The 21,959-nt window shown below is 33.5% G+C and carries 16 protein-coding genes; 4 read left to right on the top strand and 12 right to left on the bottom strand.

The window, feature by feature from the left end:
* Positions 1–16: 16 nt before the first annotated feature.
* A complete protein-coding gene (mobC, locus tag GXM17_RS00640) occupies positions 17–2,005 on the top strand; it encodes a conjugal transfer protein MobC (protein ID WP_163397365.1) in 1,989 nt (662 codons plus the stop codon).
* A 370-nt stretch (positions 2,006–2,375) separates the two neighbouring features.
* On the opposite strand, the gene GXM17_RS00635 is transcribed toward mobC, so the two are convergent.
* From GXM17_RS00635 to GXM17_RS00600, 8 genes are all read right to left on the bottom strand, one after another.
* The gene (locus GXM17_RS00635) at positions 2,376–3,155 is read right to left on the bottom strand and encodes a hypothetical protein (RefSeq protein WP_163397364.1); all 780 of its coding nucleotides are present in this window, start codon (positions 3,153–3,155) and stop codon (positions 2,376–2,378) included.
* 385 nt (positions 3,156–3,540) lie between these two features.
* Complete coding sequence (locus tag GXM17_RS00630) at positions 3,541–4,440, bottom strand: restriction endonuclease (protein ID WP_163397363.1); 900 nt, start codon at positions 4,438–4,440, stop codon at positions 3,541–3,543.
* Positions 4,441–4,501: 61 nt separating this feature from the next.
* Complete coding sequence (locus GXM17_RS00625; protein ID WP_163397362.1) at positions 4,502–5,578, bottom strand: AlbA family DNA-binding domain-containing protein; 1,077 nt, start codon at positions 5,576–5,578, stop codon at positions 4,502–4,504.
* A 2-nt stretch (positions 5,579–5,580) separates the two neighbouring features.
* Complete coding sequence (locus tag GXM17_RS00620) at positions 5,581–8,130, bottom strand: sacsin N-terminal ATP-binding-like domain-containing protein (RefSeq protein ID WP_163397361.1); 2,550 nt, start codon at positions 8,128–8,130, stop codon at positions 5,581–5,583.
* Positions 8,131–8,139: 9 nt separating this feature from the next.
* A complete protein-coding gene (locus GXM17_RS00615) occupies positions 8,140–9,180 on the bottom strand; it encodes a nucleoid-associated protein (protein ID WP_163397360.1) in 1,041 nt (346 codons plus the stop codon).
* Positions 9,177–11,864 carry a PD-(D/E)XK nuclease domain-containing protein gene (locus GXM17_RS00610; protein ID WP_167522103.1) on the bottom strand — a complete coding sequence of 896 codons (2,688 nt, stop codon included), beginning with the start codon at positions 11,862–11,864 and terminating at the stop codon, positions 9,177–9,179. Before GXM17_RS00610 ends, GXM17_RS00615 begins: the two co-directional genes overlap by 4 nt.
* A gap of 170 nt (positions 11,865–12,034) precedes the next feature.
* On the bottom strand, positions 12,035–14,224 hold the full coding sequence (locus tag GXM17_RS00605; RefSeq protein ID WP_163397359.1) for a DEAD/DEAH box helicase: 2,190 nt from the start codon (positions 14,222–14,224) through the stop codon (positions 12,035–12,037).
* Entirely contained in the window at positions 14,221–15,060 is an 840-nt protein-coding gene (locus GXM17_RS00600) for a HamA C-terminal domain-containing protein (protein ID WP_163397358.1), read from the bottom strand. The genes GXM17_RS00605 and GXM17_RS00600 overlap by 4 nt, the downstream gene beginning before the upstream one ends.
* Positions 15,061–16,023: 963 nt before the next feature.
* Here GXM17_RS00600 and GXM17_RS00595 point away from each other — a divergent pair.
* From GXM17_RS00595 to GXM17_RS00585, 3 genes are all read left to right on the top strand, one after another.
* The gene (locus GXM17_RS00595; RefSeq protein WP_163397357.1) at positions 16,024–16,236 is read left to right on the top strand and encodes a hypothetical protein; all 213 of its coding nucleotides are present in this window, start codon (positions 16,024–16,026) and stop codon (positions 16,234–16,236) included.
* A 15-nt stretch (positions 16,237–16,251) separates the two neighbouring features.
* On the top strand, positions 16,252–17,058 hold the full coding sequence (locus GXM17_RS00590) for a hypothetical protein (protein ID WP_163397356.1): 807 nt from the start codon (positions 16,252–16,254) through the stop codon (positions 17,056–17,058).
* A gap of 622 nt (positions 17,059–17,680) precedes the next feature.
* Entirely contained in the window at positions 17,681–17,956 is a 276-nt protein-coding gene (locus tag GXM17_RS00585; protein WP_163397355.1) for a hypothetical protein, read from the top strand.
* A gap of 485 nt (positions 17,957–18,441) precedes the next feature.
* Here GXM17_RS00585 and GXM17_RS00580 read toward each other — a convergent pair whose 3' ends face one another.
* The 4 genes from GXM17_RS00580 to GXM17_RS00565 are packed head-to-tail and all read right to left on the bottom strand — an operon-like array spanning position 18,442 to position 21,199.
* Entirely contained in the window at positions 18,442–18,888 is a 447-nt protein-coding gene (locus tag GXM17_RS00580; protein WP_163397354.1) for a DUF1648 domain-containing protein, read from the bottom strand.
* Positions 18,870–19,775, bottom strand: a complete 906-nt coding sequence (locus GXM17_RS00575) for a sporulation-delaying protein SdpB family protein (RefSeq protein WP_163397353.1) — start codon at positions 19,773–19,775, stop codon at positions 18,870–18,872. Before GXM17_RS00575 ends, GXM17_RS00580 begins: the two co-directional genes overlap by 19 nt.
* Positions 19,759–20,355, bottom strand: a complete 597-nt coding sequence (locus GXM17_RS00570; RefSeq protein ID WP_163397352.1) for an SdpA family antimicrobial peptide system protein — start codon at positions 20,353–20,355, stop codon at positions 19,759–19,761. Before GXM17_RS00570 ends, GXM17_RS00575 begins: the two co-directional genes overlap by 17 nt.
* Positions 20,327–21,199 carry a sporulation delaying protein family toxin gene (locus GXM17_RS00565; protein ID WP_163397351.1) on the bottom strand — a complete coding sequence of 291 codons (873 nt, stop codon included), beginning with the start codon at positions 21,197–21,199 and terminating at the stop codon, positions 20,327–20,329. Before GXM17_RS00565 ends, GXM17_RS00570 begins: the two co-directional genes overlap by 29 nt.
* Positions 21,200–21,959 lie beyond the last annotated feature (760 nt).

Genomic DNA, 21,959 nt, shown 5'->3' with positions numbered 1-21,959 from the left:
CTAAAAAACTAAGACTATGCAGACAGGTGAAAATGAACAGGCACTTAGAAAAATTTTGGATATGACAAGGCTTATCAGTATAATATTATTAGGTCTTCATTTCTATTATTATGGATATAATGTGTTTAAAATATATGGACTGGCAAATAGCTTCGGCGATAAGCTGATGGGGAATATATTCCGCACTGGACTCTTTAATTATTTTCACTTGTCAAAGCTGTTTTCTTTGGGATTGTTATGCATTTCCCTGCTTGGGGCAAAGGGCAGAAAAAATGAAAAGCTGGACTTCAAAAGTGCATTCTGTTATATCGCTTTGGGGCTATTGGCTTATTTTTTGAGCTGCTTTTTTCTGGCTATTTCGGCTGCCCCTGAGAAAAAAATGGCCCTTTATATGTTCTGCACTATCGTAGGATATCTGCTCTTGATTTCGGGCGGAACACTTTTGTCTAGAATCATAAGAAGAAATCTCAGCGATAAGGATATTTTTAACAGTGAAAATGAAACATTCCCACAGGAAGAAAGACTCCTTGAAAATGAATATTCTATTAACCTGCCGGCACATTACAGATTAAAAAATAAAGTCCGAAAAAGCTGGATCAATATCATAAACCCTTTCCGCGGAATCTTGGTTGCAGGTACTCCAGGCTCTGGAAAATCTTATTTTGTAATCCGCCATATCATAACCCAGCACATACGCAAAGGCTTCTCAATGTTTGTATATGATTTTAAGTTTGATGACCTCAGCATAATTGCTTATAATACCTGGCTTGAGAATAAACATTTATACAAGGTTGAACCCAAATTCTATGTCATTAATTTTGATGACCTGAGCCGTACGCACAGATGCAATCCCCTTGATCCAAAATCAATGGAAGACATAACAGATGCAGCTGAATCAGCACGCACCATTCTTCTGGGATTAAACAAAGAATGGATAAAAAAGCAGGGCGACTTTTTCGTCGAATCTCCTATCAATTTTCTCTCCGCCGTTATATGGTATCTTCGTAAATACAATAACGGTGAATTCTGCACCCTGCCCCATGTAATTGAATTGATGCAGGTCGAATACAACAGTCTTTTTACCCTGCTGAGATCTGAAAAAGACATAGAGATTTTGATAGATCCATTTGTTAGTGCCTACCTCCAGAATGTTATGGAGCAGCTGGAGGGGCAGATAGCCTCTGCTAAGATATCTATGGCTAGGCTTTCCAGTGCGCAACTTTACTATGTGCTGTCTGGAAATGACTTCACACTCGACATTAATAATCCAGAAGATCCCAAGATTGTGTGCATGGGGAACAACCCGCTAAAAATACAGACATATGGTGCCGTTCTTTCCCTTTATGTCAGCAGGCTCATCAAGCAGGTGAACCAGAAAGACAGGCTAAAAAGCAGTCTTATATTTGATGAATTCCCGACTATTTATCTCAATAATATGGACAGCCTAATAGCCACGGCCAGAAGCAATAAGGTAAGCACCTGCCTGGGGATTCAGGACTTCAGCCAGCTGCGTAAGGATTACGGCCGAGAGCAGGCGGATGTCATACTCAATATCACCGGAAATATCATTAGCGGACAGGTTAATGGCGACACTGCAAAACAGCTCTCCGAACGTTTTGGAAAAATAATGCAGGGCCGCGAAAGCATTTCCATAAACAGCTCGGATACCTCAATCAGCAAATCAAAGCAATTGGAATCAGCTGTTCCGAGTTCGAAGATTTCCTGTTTGAGCTCTGGTGAATTTGTCGGCATTACAGCCGATAACCCAGACTGCAAAATTGAGCTGAAAACATTTCATTCTGAAATAATCAATAATCATGAGCAGCTTAAAAAAGAAGAAGACTCATATCATGGAATCAGCCCGGTGCGTTTTATTAACAATACGATGATTGAACGCAATTATCTGCAGATAAAAGAAGACATATCCGAAATCGTGAATTCTGAAATGGAGCGTCTTTTGCATGATCCTGCCCTGTCACATTTAGTGATCAGAAAGAAAAAATAAGCATTCCATGCTTTCACCATTTTTAACTTGAATCTGCTTTTTCCATAGTTTTCGTCATGAATTAAGAAAGACATAAAACGTTATTTTGAGAACAACACAACAACTAAAAAATTGATAATAAACAATTTAAAAAACATTATCAACACAGTGGTTTTATTAGAGAAAAGCTATATCAACATCTATATCTTTAACTGACTTGTACATCTCTGTCTGGTACATAACTATCTTAAGGTATTTTATCAGCTTATGAAAAAAAACTACGCTACAAACAGAGAATCAGGGAAACTATCGATGAAGAAACTTTTTAAACTTACGTGGCCCTTTAAAAACAAAATAAAGTAGCGATGTTATTACTATAACATCGTCTTTTCTATATCTCAATTTCTCTTCTCAAGATATTTTTAAAATCAATTATAAAATTTAAAAACAGCAATGATATGGTTAAAGTACTGAGATATACGAGAACTTTCTGAATGATTAAAAAATCTTTAAATAGTGGAAAGAAAAGAGGCATAAAAACACCGAAAATTATAATATATATTAACATAGAAAGAGTATAGCTTAGGGTTTTAGAAAAACTTTCATTTAATTCGTATAGACAGCTGTATAATTTTGGAAACAAATCCATCTCAAAATCATTTCCAATTTCTACCAGAAGCGTCCTATCAAATTTTCTATCCTGATACTTCTCTTTATTAATTTTTCTTGCCAGATTTTCAATCTCCCTTTTCTCCTGATTACTTAAAAGATCAATAAGTATTGATTTCTTATAAGAATTATATTTATGATCCAGATAATAGAAAAAAGTATTAGCACATCCTATTCCTGACCATACAGAAACGACATCAAAAGAGTAAATAATATCTTCGTCATAATTTCCATATAACTCCAGATTATATCTTCTTCCTTTAACACGTACTAGATCCCTAAGTGCAAGATAAAAGTACGCTCCTTTTAAATCCTGATCATTTATAAATTCTTCTATTAATTTTTTTGGCTTTTTTTTCATGTAATCATCATATAAATGGCGATATGTCAGCATTTTGTACTTATTTTCAAGTACAGCTTTAGTCTTACCATCCCAAACCTCATAACTGCTGAATATTTTATCACAGATTCTTCTAAAATCAGTCACCTTATTAGAAAGCATAATAACCTTATTTTTTATATCTCTACTTTCATTTCTTATTTGGAATATTTTCGATATTATAAAAGTTATTAAGATTACAGAAAAAATACTTGAAAATGTAAAAATATTCGAAATCATTCCGGTTAATAATCCTTCCGAATTTAAATTTACTTTAATATAGAAATAGCTGAATATTAAAATAAAAAAAATTGAAACGGCATAATTCAGTTTTGATTTATTCTTGAAAAAGTAATTACATGAGTTCTTAAAAACCTGTATCATTTCATTAGATATTTGAATAATTGGAGAATGAAATTAACCTACCTTTACATGGCAGTATATCTTAAATTAAGATTTATGTTAATAGTTTTTTAATTCTAAACTATTTTGATACCAAGTAAGTAAATCAATTTTCCTCATTTTTAAATGCAATCCTAACATCAAGATTTTGTTCATTACGAATAAAACATACTTGAAGATATTCCGTACGCTTTATTTCATAATGGCATGATGCGTAAAATCTGTCAGCTTCTTCTGATCGGGACCAGGCCAGACCATAGGTGTTAAATCCTAAATAGTTTTCAACCTCATTTTTTGTTAAAACAGGATAACTGTGATTGGCGCTTTTCTTTAAATAAGGTGTTACAAAATCAACATCTATTAATTCCAATTCTTCCCTTTTGCAATATTCTTCCAATTCATATTGTTTTTCATGTAACACAAACCATAAAAATCCTATTTCCTGATATGATAGTCTTTCAAACTGGATATTTTTGCAAATCTCAACCAAAGTTTTTTCATCTGGAAGAAAATCATGATAGAGCCATACCTGAAAAGAATTTTGAACAAGCTGTGAATATCGATCTATGAAATATTTCCGTACAATCTCAGGAAATTTAATTATTAGCTTTTTCAAATGCTTCCCTTCAATTGCATGGATTTTAAAAGATTCGCTATTTCTGGTTTTCTCTATAAATTCTCTACATGCTTTTGTTAGATAGCTATTGGTTATAATTACAAAATGATTGGCTTTCTCAGCTCTTGCCCATGCCAATTTTTCATGAATATCTGCAACAGCAATTCCTGAAGTATACTTTTTACATTCGAAAAACCACTTTTCCTCAAATTGATGCACCATCGCATTATAAATAGTTCGATATGCTTCAATATCTCTCCCATCATCCGCACCGCCTTGTCTCCATTTTAAAGAATGAAATGAAAACATGGCAATTAAATCAAATGATAGTTCTTCAAATTGTTTCCAATTTATCTTTTCAAAATCTATGTCTTCCTCATTAAATTTCATACAAAGATCAATATTTCTCTCTTATTAATAATAATTCTTCTTTTATAAAGTCCATTATTCATTAAAGCGCTGCTAACTGGTACTTTAGGATTGCTGCATTATCTATACTATTAACTGCCTCTGCCAAATAGGAAAAGTGTTCGAGCATATCTTCAACAGATAGCTGATGCTCCTCATTTAAATTATATTGACCGGGATAGAACTGGAGAAACTTTTCATCAACAATACCATTTCCGTGCGCATATAAATGCCTAATTTGCAGAATTTTTTCAATTTTTTCCTGCATATTATGATCAAGTATTTTAAGATCACTTATTTGGACATTATCTGAAATAAAACCTTTTACGCTTCCTCTTTGCAGTTTGCCCAATTTCTTTTTTGCCCAATAAAGTACAAATTCCTGCATATCTGCACAATCAAGGACTTCCTTTATGGTAACCTGCTGACCAGATTTTAATGTTGCTGGATTTGCTAGATAAATTTCATACAAAAGATCGGTTAAATAAATTTCAAAATTGTCAGCGCATGACGAAAATAAAATTCTCATTAGGATCTTTCCTTCGTGATTATTTGTCGGAATAGATATGGAATGAGGATACAAAACCTTTCCTAAGTCATTAATAATATTGAGTACGCTGGAGTAATGTTCTAAAAACTTTGATTTTGAACTTGTACTGGATAGACGAAAATTCAGCCATTGCGAATTTAATTTTTTAAGCAATGGAAGCTGATCTTCATCTTCTGGTTTTATTTCCGGATTACTAAGAATAATACTAGTGCCTTTTCTTATATAAAATTTATTCTCCAGAGCGATGCTATTAAATGATTTCTCTACTTCAATAACATACAATCTTTTACTTTCATAAATTATATAATCATACGTAATTAAAGGGGCTGGAGATAATAGATCAATTGCTTTATGTGTTACTCCATTGGCACGGAAATCTTCACTTAGTCCTGTTATTTTTATATCTCCGTTAATTTCGTAGACACCTAAAACAATAATTCCCCCGTTAGTATTTGCAAATGCCGCTATCATTTGTGCAAGACTTCGAGCTGGAGGCAAAACTGCTTTATATTCTAGTTTTTCACTTTCAGGACTTCCAATTACTTTATATATTTCTTTACGTAAATTCATAGTTAAACAGGAAACTTAACAATCTGCGCTTTTTTTAGAAGATGTCCCAAGGAGATTACCTTAGGTTTAATGTCATCATCAATCCATAATTCAGAAGCCTCATAGTCCAGAATATCAAGTTCTGAACCATAATATATAATAACTTCACCATTATATGCTGGTCTTGCAACTATACTTATTGGTACATCATTTTTTAAAATACCTGCCAGAATTGTTGGTGCAGTGGAATCGTCCAAATGATCTAGATTATAGTTATCCAACGTCTTGAGATAGTTTACGATGTTTTTTTTAGCTTTTTTAATTAAGCTCTGGGCGTAAACGAACATATCTGTAGTAGGAGTAGATTTATGAGAGAACATTTTTTTTAGGTCTTTATCTTTTATCGCATTTTCCCATTCTTCTATAGAAGATATTCCCATATTTGATATTATCTCCTGCGTCAAAGGCAATAACACATTCGGCTTCTGTATTTCGTTTGCTTCATTGCTTAGAAGTTCGCGCAGCTGTTCAATGTCATTTATATTGTAATGTTTTAAAAGGGAATATATTTCTTTAGCATGTTCTATATTTTCGAATAATCGTGGATTCTCTTCTATTGCTTCTGCTACTTTAGACAAATGTGATAAATCTGTTTTGCTTCTCATCACTTTATATAAACTGTCTTTATCTTCAATTGTATTCATAAACAGTTCTGCACGCTTTCTGTAAGTTTCTGAAAAAAGTTCTTTACCTTCTTCTGGATTGTTATCAAACCACTCAGATAGCAAGCTGATAGCTTTTATAAAATTCTGGTCTTTATTGCTTATGTTTTTAAGTTTTTCATTGATTTTAACAGCAATATCTACTTTCTTTTTCTCATGATAATTACCAAACCCTATGTTATGATGGAGCAAAATGTCATTCCAGTCTTCACCAAGGAGCTGCAATATTTCTATTAAGTCCCCGTCATTTATTAAATCTGTATAAACTTTGCTATATGTCTTAAAAGTTCCATTTTGATTTGGAAAGATAGCATTTTTTTCAAGCAGTGGTAAATTGTTATCCTCGCTTAAGATAAATTCCCCAACCTCATTCAACCACTCAAAAGCTGAATTTTCATTGTCAAATTTTTGAGATAATTCGCCGACAGATCCTATGTCTGCTACATCCTTTATCAGGTCATTAAATGTGATTTTATTAATGCCGTCCCAAACAACCTCAATCCAGCTGTGGAGATTTATTCTTTTACAAATAAGTGTTGGAAACAGATCATATGTGTATTGCCATAATTTTTCTTTTGTTTCTTTTGAATATATGTTGGAAGGAAACCAAAGTTCACTGAGTTTACCTTTACTGTTATCAACTAAATCAACAATCGATTTTCCCAATAAGAATTTTCTCATTGGTTTTTGAATAAAGTCTCTATACCAATCTGTATCAAAGTACTTTTCATCAGTTGCAGGCATTTTGGATTTTGCAATATTGAAAATATTCGTGAAAGGTTTATTCTCAATTTTATTTATTAAATCCTGGTAAAGAGATAATGCTTGTTGCAAAATTTCCTTATTTTCTAAAACCTCAGGATCATTATCTCCCATCAGCCATATACCATCTCTTTCTGTTTGCGGATTAAAGCTGAAGCTGTTGACAACTACAGGAAAATAAAAATTTTCCGTGCCTATTAATGGAAAATCACAGAACAGTTTGGGGATTTTACCCAAATTTAAAACTTCAAAATTATCAGCTCTTTTAACAGTTCGTGCGGCAATTGAAACCTTACCGTTTGTTGCATATAATAATCTGACAATACTTTTTTTGCCGTTTTCTATTTTGATTATTTTTTTAAATTTATTATTACTTTGCAAATCATTTATGAATATAACCTCGCTTTCAGTGGTCGTGTCACTTATTTCTACCTGATAGATTTCAGGAATAAACGAAAGGACATACGGGATTAAATTTATAAATTCATAAACTCCGATATCTGCAATATCTTTTTGCTGATCGGATTCAAGTACATAAGTAAAAGAGGTATTAAATTCTTCCGGATTATATTGTTTGATTTTACTCCCTTCAGTTGAAGAATGAAACTCCTTCCAGGCATTTTCAATATTAGGTATGAGTGCCGCAGTGGTTTTTCCATTGCGGTTCAAAGGAAAACCAAAATCAAAAAGTTCACCTTCAATTGTTTCAACCACACCTTTGATAAACACTTCTTTAGAAAGAAGGTGTGTAGTTAGAAAGCCGGTGCCAAATCTGCCGGTGCGGGCACTAATTTCTCCTTCATCAACTTCCTTAGACGAAATTTGGTTTATTAGCCCTCTGATATCTTTTTCCGTAAAGTGGTTTCCATTGTGCAGAAATTCAATTTCATCATGGCTGTAATTAATCCTGACCGAAACTTTTCTATCGGTTTCGGCCACACTATCTTTAGCATTTTGCAGTAGCTCCCACGCCCAGCGACCATGGTTATTCTGTACTGTTTTTTCTAAATCATGCAGCCTCTTAATTATCTTGTCTGCAATTGATCTGTTGCCATCTTCTCTGCGGCCTTCTTCGATTGATTTAATCATATAAACTAATTACTTTTCTTCTTCATAATAAATTTTATAGAATTTTCTGCCGTCCTTTTCTGTGCCCTTTTCTATCAAATCCTTATTGCCATGAATATAAATATCAAAATTCCTATCCAGTTTCAAAACACTTTTAAAGACGCGGGACTGTTTTTTAACAGCGTGCGATGAAATTGCAAAATCATCTGAAATCTCTACATTTTTGCTTTCTCTATACTCTTCGTCATAACTTCTAAATGACTGTATCATTTCAGGATTATCAAACACCGCTTCTTCAAAGCTTTTTTTCTCAAATCTATCATGTGTTTTAAAATATTCTACTGAGCGATTTAACATATCTATTTTATCAGCTTTGCTCACTTCAAATTCTTCTGAAAGCTGATTTGTTACAAAATCTTTTGTAATTGAAAGAAAATTTTTAGTGAAATGGTATTCGTCTGAAAGAGGCTTAATGTTTAAAAAGTTATCTTTCCAATATTGGGTGTCATTAGATTTATTTGAATCGACAATGCAGACCTTAAATCCATTTTCAACCTGCTGTTCAAATATTAGGCAGCCCTTATCCAGTTTACCTACATTAACCCCATTATCATATCTTATTATATAATTATCTTTTGTTGAATCAAATTTTAGAAATACATCTTTAACCTCAGTCTTAAATAGACCTATTGCATTTGTTTCAATTCCGTCTAAAAGAATATTTTCAAACAGACAAACCGTAAACTCTCCTCCATTTACTTTTGGATGGGTCGAACTTGAGTATAGATGCTTTGAAAGTTCAATAGAATTCTCATAAAATGAATCTATATCAGAAAATATTCTACTAATTAAAGTGTACACAGCATTTAATGACAGCTCTGTAGGATTGGTAAAATTGAACTTTTCATTATCATTAAAAGAGGACAACAAATACTTTAACAGATATTTTTTTGTATCTCCCTCAGGAATGCTTACCTCTCCTGCTGAAATTTTAATTCCTTCGTCCCTCAATTTGTTTCCGACAAAATGAGTAGCCATATTCTGTAGTTTAACTCCGGTGAAATCTATCATTTTATTATATTAAATAATTTTAGTTTTTCAAGTTTAAGATTTTCAATTTCTTTTCCTAGCTCTTTTTCGAGGTTTGCAATGCTTGATAAAGCCTTTACTGATTCAGTTTTGATCAGATACGGTGCAGATTTGAAAACACCGTCAAATTCTGGCTTATTTTTCAGCGCATTTGAAAAATTAAAAGTAACCTTATACATACCATTTTTTATATTGAAAAAACTGAACTTGTAGAGGACTTTCATTTCTTCTAAAAATATAGACCCTTTCGCATTCTGCTCACTAAGCTCAGTAAGAGTCTGGAGTCCTTTTCCCTCAAAATTTATAACCAGATCTTTATCCACTTTATCACGGTAAAGCTCTGGTATTTCGGTATTCTCATCAAACTTGAATTTTATTGACTGGATATCAGCTTCATGAAACATTGTCGAAGATGCAATATTGCTGAAGCTGAGCAGAAAATTCACCCGCTCAGTATTGGAACTGAAATTTTTAAACATAACCTTAATTTTCTCCTCTTCAATAAAATCTATTCTTGTAAATTCATCTTCAACAAGTTTGACAAGGCGGTTTACAATATATTTGTCTGCTTTGCTAATCGTATTTTCAGTTACGACAACCAGCTGGTTGTCTTTTTTCTTGATTACTATTTCTGCCTTGCCCGGTTTGGTATTAACTAATAAACTGCTTGTAGGATCTTTGGTTTCTGTAATCAATGTCATTTTATATTCATCTTTAGCAGGACTGGCTTCAAACTTAAGGCTATCGGGATTTATTATTTTTACATTTAATCCTTCCGTCAGATTATCAGTATTGATTTTCACTTTCTTAAAAACAGACTCTAATGTTTCATCCTGTTTAATATTAAAAAATGCATCAGAACTGTTTACAGTTTTCCCTTTAACATCGATATATGATTTAAAATCTTCAAGTTCTTTAGGACTGAAGAGCAGAGAACTCATCAATTCTATCAGTTTTTTAATATCTGCATTTTTTGTATAAACACCTTTTTTGGCAAGGAAAAATTTAATGTCGTTAGCTGTTATTGCATCTGTTTTTAAAAAAGGTTTTATAATGTCCCCATATGGCAAAATATTTATAAAAGCTTCATTTAAGTGTTTAGAATTAACTAGAGATGGTTGGTTGTCTTCTTGGTAAACTTCATTCTTATTGGTGATTGATTTAGTAGTTGATAAGGAATCTAATGCTTCTGAATCAATATTGTGATATTTTAATATTGTGACTTTCTCATCCAAAAGTTCTTCATTAAAGGAACGGATAATCTCAAGAGCATCGTTCTTATCTTCCTCTTCATTATAATCTGGAAAATAAAGTCGATATTCATTACCATAACCGCTGGTAAGGCTTATAGTTAGCCAGATAAGTTTCTTTAATGCTTCTGGCGAATACGGATCAGAACAGAAAAGAAGAAAACTTATTTTTGATTTACTTTCCTTCGTAATTGGAATTACAGAAGAATTAATAAATTGAGGTGGAAGTTTTAGCCCTCTTTCTCCTATATGCTGTGGGCTCTGATTGGCTTCAGTGATTGGGTACGCAAATTTAACAGGAACGTCTGGCCTATAATTTTTCGCTGTCGTTATGCTGCTGATCAAAAAATTTGCTTTGTTATTATCAATTAAAAAGTAAGTTATATTTTCATTAAGCAAGTTTCTTTTATAGTTTTCTTTACTAAAATGGATAAAATCCCTCGAAACTTCATCGTTGTCAGTTGACAGCCAAAATAAGAAGCTGTAAACATCGGTGGATTCATAACGTTTATGTGGAATTTTATTTTTTTCTTCTAAATCTGAATATATAATATCTATATCATGAAGATATTTTGTTATTTCTGTCTTTGAAGAATCCGGGTATTTAACTGAGTGAAGAGAGGAAATCATCAAGAAATCACCTGATTCTTCTTTTAATTTGCTTTCAAAGTCACCAAAAAAATTAACAGTATATACATCATCTTCCTCCGTTTTCTCATTAAACTGTTCTACTTTATAATTTTCTCCAAACTGATGCCAGCCGATGAGCTCTAATATTTTTTTAACTATTCTATGGTTAATCGGAGTATTCTGGTTTTCAATAGGTGGTGCCAAAGAAGCAAAAGGGTTAGAATCTAACTGATTTTCAACAGCAACAATCCAAGCTAAAAGCTTTTTATCAAAGTCAGCTCTAGATATTTCTTCTCCAATAATAGAACTGGTGCCAAATTCTAAGGTTAAGGCTTTTACTATAAGTTCTCTAACCTGCGACGAAATTTTAGGTTTGTTTTTTCCCTCATAATATCTATCTATTTTTGTTGATGCCTGATCTATAAGAACCTGTGTGTTCAAAGGTTTAATTTCACCTATTTTTACTTTGCCGATTTCTGTTGCTTTTAAGAGTTTCTGATCTACACTTCCAATAACTATCAGTTCATAATTAGAGGCATTTGGAGATTCGGTTTCAAGCTCTTCACACCATATTTTGGCAGCCGAATGCCGAATGATGTTCTCAGAGGATTTTACCTGGCATAATTTTACAGTGCCGTCGGAATATTTCCATCTAATATCCACTTTTTCTGACTCATCTAACGGTTCAAGCGTAACTGACGTCCAATGATTATCACTTTCGAGTGTATCTAAGACACAAATAATTGTCTGTATCAGATAACCTCGTATTCCTGCATTACCTCCCATAATATTTTTGATGTTATAAATGGCGGCTTAAGCTTTAAAGAGCTTAGGCTTTAAAAAATTCAATAGATAAATTGCTAATATAAAAATATTCCTATTATAATATTTTATCTTTTTATTACACTTGTTTCAAAAAAGTGCAATAACTGTTTATATTCGAGAAATTTTGTTCACTAGTTTACAGACTTAATCTTATTAATTTCATATTGAATCAGTCCAATTTGCTTCAATCTCTCTTCAGCGCCATGACGGCTGAAACTTGCGATTAAATCTTCTGGCTCAATATTCCTCGCTCTCAAAGTTTTATTGATTTTAACTATCGCTGAGTGAGGAATGTCATATTCGAGCAAAGCGGCTAGATTATTTGGCAGAAAGCCATTTTCTAATTGAGTTGCATAAAAGGAATAATTTCCAAAACTTAATCCATGTTTTTCAAAGACGTACTTTTGAATATCGTTAACAACAGTAATCCACTTAGGCAGCTTGTAGTCAAACCAATGCCTGGTAATATTAAGCACAAAATAGGACAAATAATTTATCCTCTCTCTTTCATTTTCAATTCTTTCTTTCCAATATTGCTCTTCAAACAATTCGTCTATTACGCCCTTGACGGATTTTTTAAAACCATATTTTAAAGTTAGTGCGGCCAGTTGATCTGCACTTAAGATACCTGCTTTATTATCCCCTTTCTTTTTCAAATTGTCCCAGCAGAACTTGGTAATGGCTTGTAGATTTTTATATTTTGGGAAAGTGTCCCAATTCAAAAGATCATGATAAACAGATAAGTTTGCTTCTATTTCTCGCAAGATATTGATCTGACCGTCAATTGGAAGGGACGAGTTCTTTCTTAAGATATCTTTAAACTCATCATCAAACTCATCAAATTCCTTTAATCTTTCTTTTGAAGTTGCTTTCAGCTCGGAATTATCAAGATTGATTAATATTTCAAGTGGAGCATCATCCTGAGAAAATATAGGGATGTCTACATTTAGTTCCAGTTGGTTTGGCCGTGCTTCAAATCGATAAACATTGCCTATAAAATAATTATTCATTCTGCCACTTCTTCCGGCTATATTTTTATAATCAAAGAAATCGATATCTTTTGTGCCTTTCTTTTTGTCAAATAAAATTACATTTTTTGCTGAGGTATTAACACCTTCAATCAAAGTGGATGTGCAAAACAGATATTTTATATGTCGTTTATTGAATAGATCTACGATTGTACTTCCCAAATGTCTGGGCACGGCTCCGTGATGGATTGCTGTAAATCTCTGTAATCCTTCAATTAGAAACCAGGTGTTGTTTATATTTTGTATTAACCACTCTATCACATCTGAATTTTCATTAACTGATAGTAGATCAGGTTTTCTTATCTTGATAAAATCCACAAACTCAATGGCAAGATCAGTGGCTTTTTTCGGCGATGAACAATAAATCAAGGTCGGTTCCTCAGTTGTGATCAAAAGTTCGAAGAGATCATTTTTTTTCTTTTCCTCTTTCTCCTTCATTTTCAAACTCTCCTTGATTTCCAGAGATATTTCGTCAACAGCAACAGTTCTAAAATCCGATGGGTACCACAGTAAATCATATTTTTCCTTAAACTCCAATGGTATTTCCTTAATCATCGGGCCGAGCATATAAAATTTTGAAGTGTGTTTCAGTAATTTGTGCAAAGCAGTATTTAGCGTTATTGCACGATCATCTCCCCTTTTAAGACTCAGCTTATAAAACTCATCAATTATAAAAAACTCTATTTTTGGAAATTTGTGGTACTCCACAACTCGCTCACCTGTAAACAAAAATAAATTCCCCATTGTTTGTGAGGGTTCTTGAGCAGTTGAAACGATAATCTTGTAAAACTCATTGTATTTTGAAAGCTTTTTTCTGGTTTCATCAAGTAATGCTAAAGTAGGCTGGATAACAACCAGATTTTTGTACTTTCCGCTTGCAACTATTTCTTCTATAAGAAGGCTTTTTCCAAAACTCGTAGGTGCACTCAGCACTACACTTTTATCGCTTTGCAAGGCTGTGGAAATTTCAAATTGCTCTTCATGCAGAAATACTCCTTTCAGATAGGGAGATTTATGCAGTTCATAACGCAATGATGAGCTGCCCGTTAGAATTTTCTCATCAATATATGGATACAGTCCGTAACTTTGGATAATGTCATTTAGCAATTCCATGCATTGATCATCGATGCAGTTCCCTCTTTCCAACAAACGGATTACAAGATCCCTGCCATCATGAACATTAGAAGAATAAGTTCTATTTATGAAGCTTAATATTTCATAGCTTTCTTCAAAAGTAAATTGCGATTTGGATCCTATATACTTAATAGCATCATCATAGTTATCAAAACTCATATTTTTTGCATGTTTTTAAGTCGGCTGTCAAGTTCTGTATTAAGTTCATCTTTACACGGAACAGGCAGTAGCAGCAACAGTAGTTCAACATCAGTTTCAACCTTGCCATTAAATATTTCAAATAGCTCCCTGCATTCCTTTTCCAAAGCAGCAAAATAATCATCTGTATTATCACAATGATCTACAAAAATCTTACTGCTGTAAGTACATACTAAAGGTATTACGATAGTATCAAATACTTCATCAAGATTCTTATGCTTGTGCATTAAATTCATCCAATATTCAACATCAGGTATTTCCTGTGGTATTTTGCGGCGAATCAGCTCGAATTCTTTTTTTAGATAATTGGCATTTACATGATTTAAGACATCCTTTGCCAATTCCTTAACACCGCTCTCGCCATCCATATAAAGCTTGGATTCCCCCAGCCATAATTTTTTTTTGTTCTCTTCAATTGTAATATGAATTCCGTCAAAACCATGGACGGTCGCATTATGCGAATCCTTAAAATAAATTTTTGAAACTAGAGGTATTGTATTGCACCAGTCCCTTAAAAGAAGATGCAGAATTAATTCGCCAAATTCTCCGCGCCTTTTGTACTTATCAGTCAGATAAACTGTATTGGCAGCTTCTACAATTCTTTCCACCACTTCTGTATAAGACAGAGTCATACCCTCATGATATCCAAAAGCAAACTCCGGAATCACCTTTCTGATTACTTCAACCAGTGGTGTAAGTCTGAATTTATTAGATTCGAAACCAACATGATAAACGCGAAGATTAGTATCTGAAATTTTTTCAGAAAGGACTAAATCAGACTCAAATGGGCGCGCCATACAATAATTATTTTTTTATTATTAATCTCTTCGCATTCTTTATTTACAACAGATAAACTCCTAAAGACCAACGAAGTCTGTTCCAATAATTTTCAAACTTAAAAAATGGTTTTTAATTTCTTTTACGGTTTTACGTAAAGAGTCATTAAAATTAAAAATACTTCTTTAATTTTTATTGGAATCAGGTATATATACCTGATTTTTTTGATAATATAACCAACAAAATGTACTTTGATTTTTAATTGCTTTTTTCTGGACTATTGACTTTTAAAGTAATTATTTGGAACGAAAATATTGCCTTTAAACATGTAATATTATTTTCAATTCCAAACTGTTAAAAGACAGCCAAGATAGTGCTCGCCGCATGTTGCCCGCTCATACTTGTTCTATGTGCGTTTTCCTGTACTTCGGGACTTATAACTCTCTGCATCTTCTAACGGTCCACTGATTTCTTGTCTTTTTTCACATTTTTTCTCCGTGGAGCTTTTCTTGGAAAACATCCATGAAGAATTGGAAAATTGATTAGGGAATCTGTAAAAAACTACCACCGTGGGCCACATCATGTTTTTATGTGCCAGCTCTACTTTGAGGAATACTGCTTTGACATCTAAAGAAGCTCTTTTGTAAAGATAACTTTAAACATCCCTTATAGACGGTGCCGGACATCACCTTTATGATCCATCTGATCATTACTATTCCTGATTCTTACCCCTCCTTCAGACAGAGGCAAGCGTCCCAGATAATACGCTGGCCTCCGAAATACCCACCGCATGAATCAAACGCAGAACGGCTTTGCGCTGTCTTAAAATACACTCTCCCTTGAGATTATGCAAAACCTGCCGTATAAGAGCATCCTTAATTTAGGACATAAACGTAAACTGTTGAAAACAAGGAAAACTGAATCGTCTCGAAATTTGCATACAACCAAAATAATTCCTATTTTTACATACAAATTATATTCGCATGGGACTTATAAAAGCAATTCAGAACTGGAAGGAAAAAGTGCATAATTCCGATCTTCAGAGAATCAGAGTGACCTCTGGCGGAGCTTTTTATATGAAAAGCGAGGATATTTTCAATGACAAGGAGGAGTCGATCGAGCTGCTTAAAAAACTCAACGCCTCTGTGGACAAATATAATAAGGCTTCAAAGAACCATCTGACTGACGTCAAATAGCAACACCCAAAGCCTATGCCCAGACTTGACCTCATTATCTTACCGCTGCTCTCTGGGTATCTATTTCTAATCACTTTTAATCTTACGCGCTTCTATCATCAGAGAATTGAAAAACAGAGGCTGATCTTCAATTCCCTTGCCGCTGCATTTTTCATTGCCGTAATAGGCTACATTATTGATTTTTTTGTACTGAAATCAGCCCTGTTGATCGATTTAAGAACCAGTACTAGCGTCTTTGTAAGCAGGCTGATCGGCATAGAGGTTCCGGGCCTTAAGCACTCCATATTCTTTTTCGCAATCTCTTACCCGCTTGGAAAATTTTTAAACCTTTTTTTCGGCCGCATCTTTTCTTTTGCCTATACCGTCGAGAAATGGGGAAACCAGCTCGACAGGCTTTTCTGGTTCTCCCTGAATGAAAAAAAGGATGAGAACAAGCTCCTTATGCTCACCACAAAAAGCAATAAAGTCTACATTGGTTACGTCCACAGGATCTCAGAGCCCATCGGCGAAACCCATATAACAATAATACCCAATTTCAGTGGCTACAGGAGCAAAGAAGACCTGAAGCTCCAGATCACTACACAGTACACCAGACTCATAGAGAAGCTTGTAAAAGATGGAAGAACAGGCGAAATCGCAAACCTTGGAATCATCATACCTGTAAGCGAGATTCTGACCATATCTAAATTTGATATCGAGGTGTTCAGCAGCTTTAATGACATGGAAAGCGCTGAAGAAAAAGAGCCTCAAGAGGAAAAGAATCAAGTAAGGGATGCATTCCTAACGCTCGGTGATCATTTTATCAGGAAGATTTTCAAATAGGCCTCTCCCAGGCTTGAATCGTTGTACATCATTTCTTCTCCTTCAATACTTCCGTTTTCATTTCTGTCCACATTTCTGCAATCTTAAAATCAGGTATTTTCACCTGTAGTTTGTTTCATTTTTAACCCGACTTTTGCATTAGTCCATTCAATATGGTCTTATGAATAAATAATTATTCGTACGAAAAAAAACCTCGCACCGAACCTACCTATACTGAAACTATGTTAGTATTTAATTTGCTAAAAAAATGTACAGCAGTAATCTTAAAAATCACTAATATGGCTCACTCATTCTTTAAATCGGAAACTTTTCGAAAAATCAATCTTTTTATGATAAATAAGCTTCTCTTTGGATCTCTACTGCTGGCATCCCTACTGGTTTCGATTTCTATAGCCAGCATATCGGCATCCCACGGGACAATTGCTTTTTTAATCCTGATGCCGCTCATATTCAAAATGAAAAGAGAGCTGCGCAGAACCTCTCTTATTTCAGTGACCAGAATTGTCTAGGATTGATTTCATCGTACTTTTCTATAATTTCATTTAAAACTACAGAAATCCGTACAATGGCTATTTTAATAGAAACTATTTTTGAATTTGATTTTTAACCTAATTAATATTTTATGACAGCAAAAAAGGAAGAAAATGAAATTGCTTACTCATTCTTCAAATACAAAGAAACTGATGAGATCCACATCTTCAAAGGAAAATTTAACCCTGACGGCGGATGCAGTGCACTTTTTAAGTGTATCTGCCAGAAAATAGAAGACCGGAGAGCAGATGACATTACTAAAGTCAAAACATGCCTCAATGAAGATGATGCCAGACAGTTTGCAGCTGACAAGGGAAGGCCTGTGTGCGGAACCTGCGTAAGCGATCTTTATGAGACTTACAGCTAAAATCAGTCCGTTAAGCAGAATTTAAGACGCATCGAAGCTTCGGCTTCGATGCGTCTTTAAGGCTATAAATAACCACAAACATATTCCTTATCGCCAATTTCATAAAATGAAATGCCAAAAATTGCTACTTTTAAAATTATTCTTAGTGACCATGTCCATATTTTTAAAAACATAAATTGAAATCTTTTCTTTCACAAAAAATTAAGGTTACTATAAATATTATAGTGGACTTACTTTAAAATTTGCTAATAGACAGTCATAACAAATTTTGTGGCAGAATCGTGGCACAAGATATTTTAAAAATCAAAAATCCAGTAAAAACAAGGCTTTACGGCTTTAGGTTCGAAACTGTATACCAAATAAAATTTTAAAAAAAAATCATGCACTTCAAATATATCCGAAGCGCATGATTTATTTTTTTTTGAAAATACTTTACCTCAGAATTATTGATCAGCTACAGGTCTATTAATTTTTGCTGAATAGCATTATTTTTCAGCTTCTCGAAAATAAAGCAGAGCAATTATTGGCGCTGCTATTGCATATAAAATGAGATATAGAAAATTCTTTTCAAATCCAACAGCTTTAAATACCATAAAAGAAAAAAAGGCTGTGGTGATAATTGCAATTACTGCTAAAAACAGCTGCATTTTCTCATATGCGTTTTCTCTATTTTTATCTGTAATTTCAAATGGATAATTGGCATATTCAGGCTTTTTTATTAAAAGCCCCATAACAGCCAGTACAAGAAGATTAACACCTGATGAAATCCACAATGAACTCTTAGAACTATAGCCATTCACCTTCCCTTTTATATCAAGATGGGAGGCAACAATTTCAGGAATCTCTGAATAATGCAATAATAGCATCAGAATATAGATTAAAAATATCGACAAGCTAATTGCGTAAAGTATTATTATTTTTTTAGAAACCATAATTTAAAATTTATAGATTGATATGTTGGGTAGAGAAACAATATAAGCGCAGCGCAGATAGAAAAGAAAAATGAAAATATTCCATGGTACATGATTATAAAAAGATGAAATACGATTCCAATATAGAGCATTATCTTTCGATATTTTACTGATGCTGTTAAGCCCAAAAATAATAATATTTCAAGAACTATAACGCCATAGGTCAAAAATGAGACAATCAAGGGATTGCTCATTAGTTGATTCATCCATATTGACATACCTGTTGGCATTCCAAAAACACTATGGTTAAACCAGTAATATATTGCCGTGCCGTTTACCCATTCAGCTACTGTCAGCTTGCCAAAGGAAGCATGATAATATATTAGTGCCACCTGAATCCTTATTATCCAGATAGAGAATAGACCTATTATATTTTTGGCTGAATCAATTGGTTCCATATATTGCCAATGATTTTTTCTTGGGTCAGTCAAGCAAAATGGTATGAGCAAAAAGCTTAGTATTGACGCAATCTGATCCCCTCCATCTATTATTGATGAAAAATAAAGAAAGCTTATGCTAATCCACCAATGCAGCAGCGAAGTGATTTTCATAAAATAACCGGAAATAGTCATCAATAGGATAAGGATTGCCAATCCTTTCATATAAACTATATTATCAAAACCGAGGAGCGTAAAAAAATTGTATTGATTTATAGGCTGCACCGGATTCAATAATGGATTTATTATTGTGCCATCGATTTTTTTGTGGAATAATATGGAAATGGGATTTGCTATCAAAGTGAGTAATGTTCCCATAGCAACTATACTTCTAGCAAGTCCAACAGTGTTTGTATACGGGAAAAACTTTAAGCATAATGTTCTAATCCGCTCATTAATTTTCTCTATCATTACATTTTATATTTAAACGGATTATTTTTGCTGGCATTTTTATTCTATTTAACGATCTGCTCCACGCCCAAGGTATCGCTTTTTGATAAACGACTACATATTCACCGCAAAGTATCGGGTCTTTCATCTGATTTTGGACCGGAATTGCATTCATGGCTACTTTAGAGTATAATCCTCTTTGATAGCTCCACATTGTATTCTTGTATAGGCTGTCATTTATTTGCCTTTTCACAAACTGTAGTTCTGACATTACTTTTGATGCTGTTCTATTAAGCCCAAATATATTTTGGTAAGACGAATGCCTTTGCGAAATTTCTTCAAACCTATTGTCGCTGTTTTTTTTGTAAATCACAATTTGCGCCTCTCTCGGGTTTCTTGTAAAAAAAGCCCACCCCTGAGGGACAAAAGTGAAAAGCTTATTTTCTAAATTAATATTTAGTTTTACAGGGTTCTCGCGAACAGTATAAAAAAACACTCCTGAAATAAATGCAAATGTAAAAATGGAGCAGATGGCAAAAGTTATAAAATAACTTTTGCCTTTAAATAATTTATCAATCCGCATAATATTCGGCAATCTCATTAATTAATGATTCTGTTCGCAAATTAGCTTCGTCAGGATCTATAAAAATTGGTCCAGGATTTATGTCATCTGGACCTATGTAATCCATACCTGTATAGTCTAAACCGTAATCTATCGCACCGTCATATGAAACCTGGCTCCCGCTATCAATGCTGGGACCGTAAAATGCAAACTTAAAATAAATCAAAGCGGTAACTGCCACTGTATTGTGCGCAGCTATCGCAAAATAAGCAACGCAAGCCACTGCCCATGTGCAAGGGACAACATACTCTTCACCTTCTTCTGTTATCATGTTCTTTTTTAGCAGACTGTTATATTCTCCCTTTTCAAGTGCACTCTGAAATGTTTCCATGTAGGTTTTAAAACTGTCTTTCTGGCTAAGTTTAAACTTACCGGTATGGATATCCGATTTAACCTTTTGGAAGACCTGCTTAAGTTCAGGAAATATTACTTCAAAATTTTCTTTAATCATTGTAGATCCAGCTTCAATAGCAATCTGTACTTTTCTTTGATCCCCGCTGGTTATTAGCGCTTTAAATTCTGACAGGAAACCCGGGTTTTTTCTATTTATTTCATTTATCAGAATATCAAGCTTACCAAGCACTTCAGCTCTTTTGTCATTTTTAAGATTATCTGTGAGCTGGACTTTACTCTTTAGCTGATTTATGTTTGCCGCAAACTCTCCAACCCCAAAAAAAATTGAATTAAAGAGCTCTACATCGGTGTATTGAGCAGAAGTTTCTTTATCCGATCCGTTTGCTTCATATTGGCTGCAGCTTGCAAACAATAGGCTAAGCGATAAAGTAAGTGCTATTTTACACACATGCTTTTTTATTAATTTCATGGTTAATTATTTTACATTATTGATTTTGTGTCGTTCAAAAGCTAAAATTTCTATAGCGTCTTTCTTAATTATTGAACAAGATAATGCTTACTCAACGCTATAAGTTTCAAAGGTTTTTCTAAGTTTTAATTTCTGATCTTTCATTTTATTTAGTCCTATTGTGATTTATTTTTTAATCCTGTCTTTAGAAAAACAGTGGCTGCGCAATAACATAGGACGAATTGTTCTATAGAATCATTTTTAATTCATTAACTGAATCAAAAAAAATGATAAAATAGGAAATCCTATACTGATGAATATCCCTATATATTCAAACAAGCTAATGAAAAGTGACCGCTATACAGCACATCTAGCTAATTTTTCAGACATTTCAAATTAACAATAAAAAATAAGTTTTTCTTTACGGCTTCACGTAATAACCTGTATTTTTTAAAGCCATTTTATTTAAAATATAAAACCAATGAACTTCTTCCATTCAAAATTTAAGAGAGTCCATACTGGGCATAAGCCCAAACATACAGCTCTGCCCGGATCTGCCTTATGAGTTTTTACAGAAAAAACTCAATTTCCAAAAAATGCAAAAGAAAGAGTTGCAGCAATCAAAAACGGATAGGATATGCTTATTTTTCAAGCTGAAAAAGCCTGGAAGATGTCGAACAAATAAAAAAGCTGAATTTCAGCAAGTCAAAGTAATTTTCGAAAATTAGTCTACTCATTTGCCAAAAAACATACAATTACGGATTAGAGATGGAAATTTTAT

Source organism: Flavobacterium fluviatile, assembly GCF_010645065.1.
Classification (GTDB): Bacteria; Bacteroidota; Bacteroidia; order Flavobacteriales; family Flavobacteriaceae; genus Flavobacterium; species Flavobacterium fluviatile.
This window is presented reverse-complemented; position numbering and strand designations above follow the sequence as displayed.